The sequence below is a fragment of the Bradyrhizobium sp. MI1.3 genome (assembly GCF_055811695.1).
In genome coordinates this window covers 37,875-50,625 of sequence record NZ_JBVVPQ010000002.1, presented here as the reverse complement: position 1 = coordinate 50,625, position 12,751 = coordinate 37,875, and the positions used below count along the sequence as shown (strand labels likewise).

The 12,751-nt window shown below is 65.4% G+C and carries 14 protein-coding genes and 1 pseudogene; 12 read left to right on the top strand and 3 right to left on the bottom strand.

Annotated elements, in window-relative coordinates; translation table 11 throughout:
- Window positions 1-53: 53 nt before the first annotated feature.
- Window positions 54-1,652, bottom strand: a complete 1,599-nt coding sequence (gene guaA, locus AC0L3A_RS01310; RefSeq protein ID WP_198288294.1) for a glutamine-hydrolyzing GMP synthase — start codon at window positions 1,650-1,652, stop codon at window positions 54-56.
- Between the two features lie 148 nt (window positions 1,653-1,800).
- Here guaA and AC0L3A_RS01305 point away from each other — a divergent pair, with 148 nt between their 5' ends.
- The 3 genes from AC0L3A_RS01305 to AC0L3A_RS01295 all read left to right on the top strand — a co-directional run bounded on the left by AC0L3A_RS01305 (window position 1,801) and on the right by AC0L3A_RS01295 (window position 3,208).
- The gene (locus AC0L3A_RS01305; protein ID WP_007592190.1) at window positions 1,801-2,172 is read left to right on the top strand and encodes a nuclear transport factor 2 family protein; all 372 of its coding nucleotides are present in this window, start codon (window positions 1,801-1,803) and stop codon (window positions 2,170-2,172) included.
- A 235-nt stretch (window positions 2,173-2,407) separates the two neighbouring features.
- Window positions 2,408-2,740, top strand: coding sequence for a DHCW motif cupin fold protein (locus AC0L3A_RS01300; RefSeq protein ID WP_219683300.1), 333 nt, complete (start codon window positions 2,408-2,410; stop codon window positions 2,738-2,740).
- 258 nt (window positions 2,741-2,998) lie between these two features.
- Entirely contained in the window at window positions 2,999-3,208 is a 210-nt protein-coding gene (locus tag AC0L3A_RS01295) for a cold-shock protein (RefSeq protein WP_007592195.1), read from the top strand.
- 125 nt (window positions 3,209-3,333) lie between these two features.
- Here the strand turns inward: AC0L3A_RS01295 and AC0L3A_RS01290 are convergent, their stop codons facing one another.
- Entirely contained in the window at window positions 3,334-4,632 is a 1,299-nt protein-coding gene (locus AC0L3A_RS01290; protein ID WP_473253433.1) for an RsmB/NOP family class I SAM-dependent RNA methyltransferase, read from the bottom strand.
- A 34-nt stretch (window positions 4,633-4,666) separates the two neighbouring features.
- Window positions 4,667-5,089 (bottom strand): MAPEG family protein, encoded by a 423-nt coding sequence (locus AC0L3A_RS01285; protein ID WP_007592199.1) that lies wholly within the window; start codon window positions 5,087-5,089, stop codon window positions 4,667-4,669.
- Window positions 5,090-5,258: 169 nt separating this feature from the next.
- On the opposite strand from AC0L3A_RS01285, the pseudogene AC0L3A_RS01280 reads away from it, so the two are divergent.
- From AC0L3A_RS01280 to AC0L3A_RS01240, 9 genes and pseudogenes are all read left to right on the top strand, one after another.
- Window positions 5,259-5,917: pseudogene (locus tag AC0L3A_RS01280) on the top strand (acriflavin resistance protein).
- Between the two features lie 70 nt (window positions 5,918-5,987).
- The gene (locus AC0L3A_RS01275; protein ID WP_473253431.1) at window positions 5,988-6,830 is read left to right on the top strand and encodes a metallophosphoesterase family protein; all 843 of its coding nucleotides are present in this window, start codon (window positions 5,988-5,990) and stop codon (window positions 6,828-6,830) included.
- Window positions 6,831-6,970: 140 nt separating this feature from the next.
- Window positions 6,971-8,266: an alanine racemase gene (locus AC0L3A_RS01270; protein ID WP_007592206.1), complete on the top strand. Its 1,296-nt coding sequence runs from the start codon at window positions 6,971-6,973 to the stop codon at window positions 8,264-8,266.
- A gap of 11 nt (window positions 8,267-8,277) precedes the next feature.
- Window positions 8,278-8,937 (top strand): amino acid ABC transporter permease, encoded by a 660-nt coding sequence (locus AC0L3A_RS01265; protein ID WP_007592208.1) that lies wholly within the window; start codon window positions 8,278-8,280, stop codon window positions 8,935-8,937.
- Between the two features lie 11 nt (window positions 8,938-8,948).
- Window positions 8,949-9,599, top strand: coding sequence for an amino acid ABC transporter permease (locus AC0L3A_RS01260; protein ID WP_354127922.1), 651 nt, complete (start codon window positions 8,949-8,951; stop codon window positions 9,597-9,599).
- Window positions 9,586-10,314: an amino acid ABC transporter ATP-binding protein gene (locus tag AC0L3A_RS01255; protein WP_354127921.1), complete on the top strand. Its 729-nt coding sequence runs from the start codon at window positions 9,586-9,588 to the stop codon at window positions 10,312-10,314. The genes AC0L3A_RS01260 and AC0L3A_RS01255 overlap by 14 nt, the downstream gene beginning before the upstream one ends.
- A 35-nt stretch (window positions 10,315-10,349) precedes the next feature.
- Window positions 10,350-11,147, top strand: a complete 798-nt coding sequence (locus AC0L3A_RS01250; RefSeq protein WP_007592214.1) for a transporter substrate-binding domain-containing protein — start codon at window positions 10,350-10,352, stop codon at window positions 11,145-11,147.
- Between the two features lie 56 nt (window positions 11,148-11,203).
- The gene (locus AC0L3A_RS01245) at window positions 11,204-11,548 is read left to right on the top strand and encodes a RidA family protein (protein ID WP_354127920.1); all 345 of its coding nucleotides are present in this window, start codon (window positions 11,204-11,206) and stop codon (window positions 11,546-11,548) included.
- A gap of 63 nt (window positions 11,549-11,611) precedes the next feature.
- Entirely contained in the window at window positions 11,612-12,640 is a 1,029-nt protein-coding gene (locus tag AC0L3A_RS01240) for a succinylglutamate desuccinylase/aspartoacylase family protein (protein WP_007592216.1), read from the top strand.
- Window positions 12,641-12,751: the final 111 nt, after the last annotated feature.

Sequence of the window (12,751 nt, the reverse complement as noted above, 5' to 3'; positions counted from 1 at the left end):
CAGAGCATTACTCCGACGGCATTAACAAGGCCAATCGGGCCGCCGCTATCCCCCTATTCCCACTCAATCGTCCCCGGCGGCTTGCTCGTCACGTCGTACACCACCCTATTCACGCCCTTCACCTCGTTGATGATGCGCGTGGCGGTCTCGCCCAAGAACTTCATATCGAACTGGTAGAAATCCGCGGTCATGCCGTCGGTTGAGGTGACGGCGCGCAGGCCCACGACGAAGTCGTAGGTGCGGCCGTCGCCCATGACGCCGACTGTCTTGACCGGGAGCAGCACCGCAAAAGCCTGCCAGATGTCGTCGTAGAGGCCGTGCTTCCGGATCTGGTCGATGTAGACGGCGTCGGCCTTGCGCAGGATATCAAGTTTTTCGCGCGTGATGTCGCCGGGGCAGCGGATGGCGAGGCCGGGGCCCGGGAACGGGTGGCGGCCGACGAAGATTTCGGGCAGGCCGAGCTCGCGACCGAGCTTGCGCACCTCGTCCTTGAACAGCTCGCGCAGGGGCTCGACGAGCTTCATGTTCATGCGCTCGGGGAGACCGCCGACATTGTGGTGCGACTTGATCGTCACCGAGGGGCCGCCGGTGAAGGAGACGCTCTCGATCACATCAGGATAGAGCGTGCCTTGCGCGAGGAAGTCGGCGCCGCCGATCTTCTTGGCCTCCGCCTCGAATACCTCGATGAAGAGGCGGCCGATGGTCTTGCGCTTCACTTCCGGGTCGGTGACGCCTTCGAGCTCGCCCAAAAACTGCTTCGAGGCATCCACGTGCACGAGCGGGATGTTGTAGTGGTGGCGGAACAGATCGACCACGGTCTTGGCTTCGTCGAGGCGCAGCATGCCGTGGTCGACAAACACGCAAGTGAGCTGCTCGCCGATCGCTTCGTGGATCAGCACGGCCGCGACCGCGGAATCGACGCCCCCGGAGAGGCCGCAGAGCACCCTGCCCTTGCCGACCTGGGCGCGGATCTTGGCGATCTCCTCCTCGCGGAAGGCGCGCATCGTCCAGTCGCCGGAAAGGCCGGCGATCTTGCGGACAAAATTGCGGATCAGCTTGGCGCCGTCGGGCGTGTGCACCACTTCGGGGTGGAACATCAGGCCGTAATATTTGCGCGTCTCGTCCTGGATGATCGCGAACGGCGCGTTCGGCGAGGTGCCGGCCACCGAGAAGCCCGGCGGCATCTTGGTGATGCGGTCGCCGTGGCTCATCCAGACCTGGTTCTTGCCGCCCGGTGACCAGACGTCCTCGAACAGCTTGCTCGGCGCCTTCACCTCGACATCGGCGCGGCCGAATTCGCGGTGATGGCCGCCCTCGACGGTGCCCCCGAGCTGCTCCGCCATGGCCATCTGGCCGTAGCAGATGCCCATCACGGGCACGCCGGAATCGAAGATCGCTTGCGGCGCGCGGGGCGAGCCGGCCTCATGCACCGATTCAGGGCCGCCGGAGAGAATCACCGCCTTCGGCTTCATCTCGTTGAAGGCCTGTTCGGCCTTGTTGAACGGGACGATCTCGCAATAGACGCCGTCCTCGCGCACGCGACGCGCGATCAGCTGCGTCACCTGGCTGCCGAAGTCGACGATGAGAATCTTGTCGTGCGCCGAGGCCACCGAGGGCGTCGACGCGGAGCGGTCGGTCTGTGCTGCTGTCATGGCAAGCAGATACGCGACGGGGGCTTTTCCCGCAACCGCGCGGGCCGCGCGCCCACATTCTTCTTTGGGCATGGACAAATCGATATAGGTAAGTATTATTGACCTAATATGGCCCGCCACTCACCAAGGGCCGATCAGGGAGAACGTCATGCCACACCATCATCAGCCGTCGAATCTCGCCGCGCTCGGCCGCACCTGGGTCGAGGCCTGGAACGCACGCGATCTCGAGCGCGTGCTCACGCTCTATGCCGAGGACGTCGTGATGACCTCGGACCGCATCCCCGCGATGGGATTCGATGAAAGCGGCACCGTCCGCGGCAAGGATTCGTTGCGGGCCTATTGGAGCAAGGCGCTCGCCCTGTTGCCGGAGCTGCATTTCTCGCTCATCGAATTGTTCGTCAGCCCAGATAGCGTGGTGGTGTTCTACGAGAACGAGCGGGGAAAGCGGATCTGCGAATATCTGCGGGTGAATGCGGCCGGAAAGATCGTGCAGGGATCGGCGAATCATTTGGTGGGCTGACGCTCACCCACCGCTGTCATTCCCCGCGAAGGCGGGGAATCCAGTACGCTACGGCCTCTCGATTCAACTAGTGCGGCCTCTGGAATACTGGATCGCCCGCCTTCGCGGGCGATGACAGCGCGTGTCAGGCGTGAGCATGCCCCAAGCGCGATAGTGCGGGCGCCGCAATGACGGAGACTGTGGCGAGCGCATACGCTAACAACACCGGCGCCGGCACCGAGACAGGACCCTCCCCATGAAGCTCCCCACCTCCCCCTTCACCGTCACCGACTGGAGCAAGGTCGAGCCGACCATCCATCCCGGCGAGACCGGGCAAGCCCAGTGGCGCACGCTCAACATCGGCGATCTCCGGGTGCGGATGGTCGAATATACGCCGGGCTATCTCGCCGACCATTGGTGCGACCGCGGCCACGTGCTCTACGTGCTGCAGGGCGAGCTCGACAGCGAGCTGCGCGACGGCCGCAAGTTCAAGCTCACGGCGGGGATGAGCTATCAGGTCTCGGATTTCGGCGACGCAGCGCACCGGTCCTCGACCGCGACGGGGGCGACGCTGTTTATCGTCGATTGAGCGCCCGGGAAGGGTTAATTTGCACCGCAAAATAGCAAAATGCGGCGACATTCCGAGCGACGGGTGGTGCCTTGAAGTGGCCCCAAAATCTCGCTATATTGTGATCATCGATACTTGGCCGAACGACTGGGCCGCTTCGCTTCGTTGCTGACGGGCGCGCACGCTTCAGATGATTTCTCCAACATCGACTGATCAGGATTATGGGCGCAATAGTGCGTACCGGTCCGCGTGTTAACTTCTTAAGCAAAGGAAATTCCCATGGCTATGGGCACCGTGAAGTGGTTCAACAATCAAAAGGGTTTTGGTTTCATTCAGCCGGATGACGGCGACAAGGACGTGTTCGTGCACATCAGCGCCGTCGAGCGCGCTGGCCTCTCGACCCTCAACGAGGGCCAGAAAGTCTCGTTCGACATCGTCGCCGATCGTCGCAGCGGCAAGTCCTCGGCTGACAATCTCCGCGTCGGCTAACGCCAGCGCACCGTTCTGACCACGGACGTACCGGCAGAACGTCAAGTTAGAAAACCCCGCGACCGGGTTCCGGTTTGCGGGGTTTTTGTTTTGGGGGCCGCCGCAACCCGCGGTGACGGGGTGGGCTATGCCTTCTTCAAGACCGAGACGAAGAACCCGTCCGTCCCGGTCCGCCGCGGCGTCATCAACCAGCCTTCCGGCGATTGCAGCGCGGCTTGCGTAAACTCCTCCGCCTTGTCCCAGAGCACGCTCGCGGTCTGCTCCGGCGGCACCACCGCGAACTCAGGATGGCGGCCAGTGAACGCCCTCACCTGCTCGCCGTTCTCCTCCGAAAGCACCGAGCAGGTGATGTAGGCGATGCGGCCGCCGGCCTTGACCAGCGGAACCGCGCGCTCGAGCACCTCGGTCTGGTCCCGCAGGCGAATCTCCAGGGCGCCCGGGCGCATGCGCCATTTGGCATCGGGGTTGCGGCGCCAGGTTCCGGTTCCCGTGCAGGGCGCGTCGATCACGACGAGGTCGGCGGTGGCGCTGATCTCGGCCAGCGGATCGGCCTCGCCCTTGGGCGTGCGCACATCGGCATTGTGGATGCCGGCGCGCGACAGGCGTTCGTGGATCGGCGCAAGCTGCCGCTTGTCGCTGTCGGTCGCGATCAGCCGGCCCTTGCCCTGCATCATCGCGGCGAGCGCCAGCGTCTTGCCGCCGGCCCCTGCACAGAGATCGATCACCTGCTCGCCGGGTTTTGCCGCGGTCAAGGCAGCCGCAAGCTGCGACCCCTCATCCTGCACTTCGATGGCGCCCTTGATGAAATCCTCTTCGGCCTGAATGCCGGGGTTGCGCGCATCGGCCGAAAGCTCGATGCGCAGGCCGGTTGCGGACCACTGCGTCGGTTTCGCATGAAGATGAGCAAGCGCCCCCAGCACCTTGTCGCGATTGGATTTTAGCGTGTTGACGCGCAGGTCGAGCGGCGCCCGGCTCGCCATCGCGGCCGCCTCCGCGACGCGCTCGTCGCCGAAGGCTTTTGCCAAATACGGATCCAGCCATTCCGGATAGTCGCCGGCGATCGCGGCCGGGGCACCTTCCAGCGACCGCGAGGCGAGCGCGGCCTGCTCGGCCTCAGTCAACGGCGCCGGGGCAAAGCGGTTGCCGTCGAACAGCGCAGCCATCGTGGCCGTATCCATGTTGCGCTCGAGGCGAAGCATGCCGATCAGCCGCGACCGCGCGGTGTCCGAATCCATCAGGTAGGCGCTCGAGGCGTAGCGGCGCAGCACGTCCCAGACGAGGCCGGCAATGGCGGCGCGGTCGCCGGAGCCGGCGAAGCGGTGCGCGGTGCCCCACTCCTTCAGCGCCTTGGCCGCAGGCACGCGGTCTTTCTCGATGGTGTCGATCAGTTCGATGGCTGCGGACAGCCGGGCAGCGGGAGTCATTTGAATCTTTCAGATCAGGATCGGCGAGTAGCGCCTAGATCAGCAACAGCATTTTCAACGCGAAGTAGATCCACATCGCGAGCAGGACAAGCACGCCGGCGAGCCAGATCGTGGAGCGGCGGCCGAGATTGTTGGAGGAGACGAAGATTCCGGCATGGACGAAGCGCGTCACCACGAACACCCAGGACATCAGCACGATGAACAGATCGGCATGGCGCAACGGGAGCGCCAGCGCGATCAGGGCGTAGAACAGCACCGGCAGCTCGAACTGGTTGCGGTAGCAATTGGCGATTTGTGTGGCGCCCTTGGGCCAGTTGGGCTCGCCGAGCGCAATGTCGCGGCTCTTGGTCTCGCCGGAGACGAGCGCGCGCCGGCGTCCCATCGCCATGGCGATCAGGAGCGCGAAGGTGAGACCGACCTGCACGAAGACCGGCAGCAAAACCATTTGAATGGACATCGGAATTTCCCGGGATTTTCCCATCCGGCGGAAGGCATAGCTAGCGTCCCTTAGCGGTCACCGCTGGTCCTGACAATCAACGAGTTGAACCGGCGTTCCCGATGAGGCGACCAACGGTCGACAGTTAAAGCGATTTTGCCCCTCGGGGCGCGCAAGGCGAGAGACCGCCATGAACACCCTCTTCAGCCTGATCGCCAGCCTGACCGGCGCTTTGACCGAGTCCGCCGACGGCCAGTTCGGCATCCTGATATCGGCGCTGGCCGGCATCGCGACGGCGCTTGCGGTGGCGCTGGCGATGACGGTCTACTTCCGAACAGCTATCGGACCTGGCGAGATGTCCTCAGGCATGGTCTCGCTGCGCTCGCCGCCCTCGCCCTGTTCGCCTTTGCCGCCTACGACATGCGCCATGCCGCGCTGGCCTATCTCGGCCTCAATCCCTCGAAGCCCGCGGTCGAGTTCGAGATCCGCATGCCCAGGGAGACCTTGGCGGCGGCGTCCGACACCCAGATCGAGCTGCATACCGACCGCAACCAGACGCTGGCACTGGTCGATGGCGTGCAGGAGCTCGGTGATGGCCGCTCCGTGCTGCGCGGCGCGGTGGCGCTCAACCACCGCACCGCGGACCGCGTGCTGGTCGTGAACCTGCCCGGCAAGGGCACCTTCGAATTCCGCCTTCGCCTGCCGGCCGAGCCGCATCGCTCCGAGCAGTTCGGCCCTCAGTTCGGTCCTCAGTTCGGTCCTTGGCACCTCGCCGACCGCATCGCCTCGCCGCTGGCAACCCCGGTCGCGCCGCAGGATGCCTACACGATCCGCTATCGCGTGCTTTAAACTTTGTTCGATCGCTGACCGCGGAGGCGCCGTCATCGTTCCGACGTCGGGCGTGGCCTATGATCGATACATGTCCGAATTTCGCCTGACGCAGATCTCCGACACCCATCTTGGCCGGCGCTTCCCTGGCCTGATCGCCAACTTCCAGGCGCTCAGCGAGCATATCGACACCGACAGGCCCGATCTCGTTGTCAACACCGGCGACGTCTCGTTCGACGGGCCGACCAGCCGCGACGATGTCGAATTCGCCAAGGCCCTGCACGATGCCCTGCCCGTCGCCTGCCGCTACATCCCCGGCAATCACGACATCGGCGACAATCCGACCGCGATCGGCCCTGCGCCGAAGCCGCCGGTCGCGGAAGCGCATCGTCAGCAATTCCGCGAGATCATCGGCGAGGACCATTGGTCGTTCGAGGCCGCGGGCTGGTGCTTCATCGGCCTGAACTCGCTGGTGATGAATTCAGGGCTCGCCTTCGAGGCCGAGCAGTTCGATTGGCTTGCCTCGGAAGTTTCGCGCACGAACGGCAAGCCGGTGGCGCTGTTCGTACACAAGCCGGTATTTCTCAACGGGCCCGACGACCCCGAGACGCCGGAGACGTCGATCCGCTACGTGCCGCAGCCGGCCCGCGCGCGGCTGATCGAGATGTTTGCGCATGTCGACCTGCGCCTCATCGCCAGCGGTCACGTGCACCAGCGGCGCGACTTCACCTGGCGCCACACCCGCCACGTCTGGGCGCCCTCGGCCGGCTTCAAGATCAACGACAAGCGCCAGGACCGGATCGCGATCAAGGAGGTCGGGCTCGTGGAGTACCGCTTCCAGCCCGACAGCTTTGAGGTACGCCACGTCAGGGCCGCGGGCCAGGTCGACGTCGACATCGAGGAGCTGTTGGCCCAGATGGGTGGCGAGCACTAGCCCAATTGGCGGGCACGATTCCTTATCCTGATACCTCATTGCACCGAATTCGATCCAAAATGGCTAGAAGATACTAATGACAACGTTGTCATTCCGAAATATCGTTCTCCAAGCGGGCAAGGGCCGCGGGCGGAGTGACGATGCATTTCTTGTCCCGGTGGGATAGCCAACGTCTTTCAACGACCACGCGGGGTATTCCCCTGGTCGCCGGTCTGTCGATCGATGAGATCGCCGATCAGCATTGGCGGCCCTCTCGTGGCGACCTCGCCCTCCCCGCGCTCACGTTCGATGAGACCGCCTTCGCCGCCAATCGCGACCTTTTCCTGCGCTGGTGCAAGGGCGCCGGCGTCACTGTCGCGCCGCACGCCAAGACACCGATGTCGCCGGAGCTGGCCCGCTCGCTGCGCGAGGCCGGCGCCTGGGGCACGACGGTCGCCAACATCCAGCAGGCCGCGGTGCTGCTTGCGCATGGCGAGCGGCGGTTGTTGCTGGCCAACGAAATCGGCGGGCTCGCAGCCGGCCGGCGGCTCGGCGCTGTCCTCGGCGCGTATCCCGAGACGGAGTTTTACGCCTTCGCGGATTCACCGGCCGCGGTCGCGGCACTGGCGGAGGCTGCGCTGATCGCGGACCGGCGCGAGTTGTCCGTGCTGGTGGAACTCGGCGCCGGCCGCGCCGGCGCGCGCGATCGCGCCGCGGTCGAAGCAACAATTGCCGCGGTGCTCGCGGCCGACCGGCTCGTGCTGGGCGGCGTCGCGACTTACGAAGGCGCGGTCGCAACGTCCGATTCCAATGAGACGATGCGCGCGATCGCAGCGCTGATGGAGCGCACCATCGAGACCTTCGCGCTGGTGCGCGCTGCGGCCCCGCGCCTGCCGCTGATCATCAGCGCGGGCGGCTCCGCCTATTTCGACATCGTGGCACGCGCGCTCGCACCCGTCGCCCATGGCGACGGCAACGCCATCGTTCTCCTGCGCTCGGGCGCGCTGTTCTTCGCCGATCACGGCATCTATGCCCGCGCCCTCGCCGAGCTCGACCGGCGCGGCGGTCTACTCGTCGACGGCGCGCAACGCTCCGCCGCCGAAGGTTTTCGCCCGGCGCTCACGCTGTGGGCCGAGGTGCTGTCGCGGCCGGAAGCAGGCCTTGCCATCGGGGGCTTCGGCATGCGCGATGCCTCGTTCGACCAGGGACTGCCGGTGCCGCTGCGCGTCTTCCGCGACGGCGTCGCCCAGCAAGGGCTCGCCGCGACCTTGTCGGTCACACGTCTCAACGACCAGCATGCGTTCCTGTCGCTCGCGCCCGATAGCACGCTTGCGGTCGGCGACGTCATCGCCTTCGGCATCTCGCATCCCTGCACCTGTCTCGACCGCTGGCGTGTCATCTTCGCCCTCGATGCCGATGGCGTGGTGACGCGCGCCCTCCCCACCCAGTTCGGCTGAGAGCGGGCACGATGAATTTCCTGCCGCTCTGGCGCTATCAGAACCAGCTCATCGACGGGGCCATCGTCACGCTGGAGCTGACCGTGATCGCAGCGGTGGCAGGGCTTCTGATCGGCGTCGCCGGCGCGGTCGCGCTGAAGGGCCGCGTCACGCCGCTGCGCTGGCTCGTGCGCGCCTATATCGAGCTGTTCCGCAACACGCCGTCGCTGATCCAGATCTTCATCGTCTTCTTCGTGCTGCCGAATTTCGGCCTGAAGCTGCCGGCGTTCGAAGCCGCCTGTGTGGCACTGTCGCTCTATTTCGGCGCCTATTCGGTCGAGATCATCCGCGCGGGCCTCGACTCCGTGCCGAAGAACCAGATCGAGGCCGGCCAGTGCCTCGGTCTCTCCACCTGGCAGGTCTTCCGTCACATCCTGCTGCCACCGGCTCTGCGCAATGCCTATCCTGCCGTGACCAGCCAGTTCGTGCTCCTGCTGCTCGGCACCTCGCTTGCCTCGCAGGTTGCCACCGACGAGCTCTTCCACGTCGCAGGCTTCATCGAAAGCCGTACCTATCGCAGCTTCGAAGTCTACGCGGTGATCTGCGCGGTCTATTTCGCCATGGCGATGTCGTTCAAGGCGCTGTTTGCCGTCATTGGCGCGGCGGCCTTCCGCTGGCCGCGACGGCGCTGAGGGATCGGGCGATGCGTTCCTTCTCCCTCATCGATCTCGTCTCGCTCGTCGAAGCCCTGCGCTGGACTGTCGCGCTCGTCGTGCTCGCGCTCGCCTTCGGTACGCCGCTGGCGCTCGGGCTCGCCGTCGGCCGCATCAGCCGGTCCGCCGCCCTACGCTGGACGATGGCGGCGTCCATCCAAATCATCCAAAGCGTGCCGCTGCTCGGCCTGCTGTTCTTCTTCTATTTCGGCATGCCGGTGTTCCTGGGCATCCAGGTGCCCGCGACCGTCGCGGTGACGGTGGCCTACACGCTCTACACGGCCGCCTTTCTCGGCGAGATCTGGCGCGGCGGCCTGGAGGCCGTGAAGCAGGCGCAGTGGGAGGCTGGCGCCTGCCTCGGCCTCTCCGCCTGGCAGCAGTTTTGCCACATCATCGCGCCGCAGGCGCTGCGGCTGTCGCTGCCGCCGACCGTCGGCTTCCTGGTGCAGCTCATCAAGGGCACCTCGCTCGCCTCGATCCTCGGCTTCGTCGAGCTCGCGCGCGCCGGCCAGGTGGTGAGCGCGGCGACATTCCAGCCGCTGCTCACCTACGCACTGGTCGCCGCGATCTATTTCGCGCTGTGCCTGCCGCTCACGCTCTGGTCCCGCTCCCTGGAGGCCCGCCTCGATGGCTCTCGTTGAAATCCGCGACGTGCACAAGACATTCGGCCGGGTCGAGGTCCTCAAGGGCGTCTCGCTCGACGTCGAGGAAGGCGAGATCGTCACGATCATCGGCCGCTCCGGCTCGGGCAAGTCGACGCTGCTCCGCTGCATCAATGCGCTCGAGAGCGTCGATTCCGGCGATATCCGCGTCGAGGGCTTGAAGGTCCATGCCGAAATGCGCGACCTCAAGAAATTCCGTCAGCGCGTCGGCATCGTGTTCCAGGCCTTCAACCTGTTTCCGCATCTGAAGGTCGAGCGCAATATCACGCTCGCCCCGCTCCTCACCGGCCGCATCGACAAGGCCCGCGCGCGGGCGCTGGCCGAGGATGTGCTGACCCGCGTCGGTCTCGCCGACAAGATCGACGCCTGGCCGGAGCAGCTCTCCGGCGGCCAGCAGCAGCGCGTCGCGATCGCGCGGTGCCTGGCCATGGCGCCTCAGCTCATGCTGTTCGACGAGGTGACCTCCGCGCTCGACCCCGAACTCGTCGGCGAAGTGCTGAAGGTGATGGAAGCGATGGCAAAACAGGGCATGACGATGATCCTGGTCACCCACGAGATGGGCTTTGCCCGCAATGTCGCGGACCGCATCGTCTTCATGCACCAGGGCCGAGTCTGGGAACAGGGGCCGCCGGCAAAGCTGTTCGCCAGTCCTGACACGCCCGAGCTCGCAAGCTTCATCGCGTCGTCGAGATGACCATCGTTCACCAAATCCGCCACCAGGAGAGAGCCATGAGAAAACTGAAGTCACTCTTCACCATCGCAGCCGCGGCGCTTGCCGTTCTCGCAGCGCCGAACCTCGCGAACGCCGACAAGCTCCAGGACGTGCTCGGCTCAGGCAAGCTGCGCATCGGAATCCTCACCGATGCGGCGCCATGGGGCTTCAAGGACGACAAGGGCGAGATCGCAGGTCTCGACGCCGATCTCGCCAGGCTAATTGCTGCCGACATGGGCGTGAAGCTCGAACTCGTCCCGGTAACCGGCGCCGCGCGCATCCCGAGCCTGCTGTCGGACAAGATCGACATGCTGATCGCGGGCCTCGGCGCAACGCCCGAGCGCGCCCAGCAGGTGATGTTCTCGCAGCCTTATGCGGTGGTGAATCTCGGCGTCTACGGCGCCAAATCGTTTCCCGCCGCGACCGGCAAGAAGCCGGACAATCTCGACGGCCGCAGCGTTGCAGTGGCCAAGGGCTCGACGCTGGATGTCTGGCTCACCGACAATGCACCGAAGGTGAAGCTTGTGCGCTTCGAGGACACGCCCGCCGCACTCGCCGCGTTTCTCGCCGGCCAGGCCGAGACCTTCGCCGAGAACAGCGCGATCGCACTCAAGGTGCAGGAGCAGAACCCCGCCAAGGAAGTCGAGCTCAAATTCCTGATCCGCCAGTCGCCGGCCCATGTCGGCGTGCGCCAGGGCGAGCAGAACCTGCTCAACTGGATCAACACCGACATCTTCACCAACAAGCTCAACGGCAAGCTCGGCGCGCTGCAGTTGAAGTGGTTCAAGGAAGAGCAGTCGCTGCCGACGCTGTGAGCCAGCACGCGCTCCCGCGACCCCGCGGGAGCCACTGTCACGAGGAGGTATTTCAGATGATCAAACGTTACGTCGTGGGCTCGCGCATGAGCCAGGCCGTCGCCGCCGGCGGCATGGTGCATATCGCCGGCCAGGTCGCGGACGACCGCAAGGCCGGAATCGTATCCCAGACCCAGCAGGTGCTCGCCAAGATCGACGCGCTGTTGAAGGAAGCCGGCTCCGATTGCTCCAGGTTGATCGCGGTCAACGTCTTCCTGCCGCACATCATCGACTTCGACACCATGAACTCGGTCTACGATTCCTGGATCGATCCGGTCAATCCGCCGGCGCGCGCCTGCGTCGAAGCCCGCCTCGCCGATCCCGACCTGCGGGTCGAGATGACCGCGGTTGCCCTGCTGTAGCGGCGCCGCCCTTTCATTCAACCTTCGGCCGGCGTCGGCGACGACGCGGCCCCGAGGCAAGCCATGCATACCGGACTTTTCCACGACATCGATTTCGAGAAGGACCAGAAATGGTCCGGACATCTCGGCATTCCCTTCTCGATCGACCGCTCTCCTTACTACCAGCTCAAGATCCCGATCTTCCGGATCAAGAACGGTGCCGGCCCAAAACTCCTTTTGATGGCCGGCAATCACGGCGACGAATATGAGGGCGAGATCACGCTGACGCGGCTGTATCGCCGGCTCGATGACGCCGCCGTGAAGGGCGAGATCACCATCCTGCCCTTCGCCAACCTGCCGGCGGTGATGGCAGCACGGCGCCGCTCGCCGCTCGACGAGGGCAATCTCAACCGCGCCTTTCCGGGCGATTCCGGAGGCACGCCGACGTTCCGCCTCGCGCACTTCCTCGAGCACGAGCTATTTCCGCGGCACGATGTCGTCTTCGACATCCACTCCGGCGGCACCTCGATGGCGCATGTGCCTTGCGCGCTGATCGAGCGCCAGGGACCGCCCGAGATGTTCGGCCGCGCGCTGCGCCTGATGGAAGGGCTGGGGATGCCCTTCGCCTTCGTCGCCGAGAACGGCGCCACTGCGCCGACCTCGATGGCGGCCGCCGCACGTGCCGGCGCGATCGGACTCTCCGGCGAGTTCGGCGGCGGCGGCACCGTCACGCCGCAGACGATGGCCCTGACCGCGCGCGCCGTCGATCGCCTGTTGCTCGCGCTCGGCCTGGTCCAGGCCCCGGTGCTGGGGCCACATGCGCCGGTCGAGCGCGCCACCGAGCTGTTGGCATTGCAAAGCCATGCGCAAGCGGTGTTCGCCACGCGGCGCGGCTGGTTCGAGCCTGCCGTCACGGTCGGCGCGCGGGTTGCGGCCGGCGACGTCGCGGGCTGGTATCATGATTTCGAGCGCCCGGAGCTGGCCGAAGAGATACTGCGCTTTCCAGCCGACGGCATCGTTATCTCGCAAAGGCTGCACACCGACAGCCAGAGCGGCGACTGCCTCGTCCAGGTCGGCCGCGCGCTGGCACGCGATGAGGTGGGGACGCACTGAGCTTTGGAGACGGTACCGACTTCGATTAAAGCGCGATGAGATTGGGATGAATCGTCATCGCGCTTTAGGTTGTTATTTGAGCATGATCTTTTCGGAAAACCGCTTCACACT

What these genes read in the sequence shown, in the direction of transcription:
- guaA (WP_198288294.1), bottom strand. Translation starts at nt 1,652, where the DNA reads ATGACAGCAGCACAGACCGACCGCTCCGCGTCGACGCCCTCGGTGGCC.
- AC0L3A_RS01305 (WP_007592190.1), top strand. Translation starts at nt 1,801, where the DNA reads ATGCCACACCATCATCAGCCGTCGAATCTCGCCGCGCTCGGCCGCACC.
- AC0L3A_RS01300 (WP_219683300.1), top strand. Translation starts at nt 2,408, where the DNA reads ATGAAGCTCCCCACCTCCCCCTTCACCGTCACCGACTGGAGCAAGGTC.
- AC0L3A_RS01295 (WP_007592195.1), top strand. Translation starts at nt 2,999, where the DNA reads ATGGCTATGGGCACCGTGAAGTGGTTCAACAATCAAAAGGGTTTTGGT.
- AC0L3A_RS01290 (WP_473253433.1), bottom strand. Translation starts at nt 4,632, where the DNA reads ATGACTCCCGCTGCCCGGCTGTCCGCAGCCATCGAACTGATCGACACC.
- AC0L3A_RS01285 (WP_007592199.1), bottom strand. Translation starts at nt 5,089, where the DNA reads ATGTCCATTCAAATGGTTTTGCTGCCGGTCTTCGTGCAGGTCGGTCTC.
- AC0L3A_RS01275 (WP_473253431.1), top strand. Translation starts at nt 5,988, where the DNA reads ATGTCCGAATTTCGCCTGACGCAGATCTCCGACACCCATCTTGGCCGG.
- AC0L3A_RS01270 (WP_007592206.1), top strand. Translation starts at nt 6,971, where the DNA reads ATGCATTTCTTGTCCCGGTGGGATAGCCAACGTCTTTCAACGACCACG.
- AC0L3A_RS01265 (WP_007592208.1), top strand. Translation starts at nt 8,278, where the DNA reads ATGAATTTCCTGCCGCTCTGGCGCTATCAGAACCAGCTCATCGACGGG.
- AC0L3A_RS01260 (WP_354127922.1), top strand. Translation starts at nt 8,949, where the DNA reads ATGCGTTCCTTCTCCCTCATCGATCTCGTCTCGCTCGTCGAAGCCCTG.
- AC0L3A_RS01255 (WP_354127921.1), top strand. Translation starts at nt 9,586, where the DNA reads ATGGCTCTCGTTGAAATCCGCGACGTGCACAAGACATTCGGCCGGGTC.
- AC0L3A_RS01250 (WP_007592214.1), top strand. Translation starts at nt 10,350, where the DNA reads ATGAGAAAACTGAAGTCACTCTTCACCATCGCAGCCGCGGCGCTTGCC.
- AC0L3A_RS01245 (WP_354127920.1), top strand. Translation starts at nt 11,204, where the DNA reads ATGATCAAACGTTACGTCGTGGGCTCGCGCATGAGCCAGGCCGTCGCC.
- AC0L3A_RS01240 (WP_007592216.1), top strand. Translation starts at nt 11,612, where the DNA reads ATGCATACCGGACTTTTCCACGACATCGATTTCGAGAAGGACCAGAAA.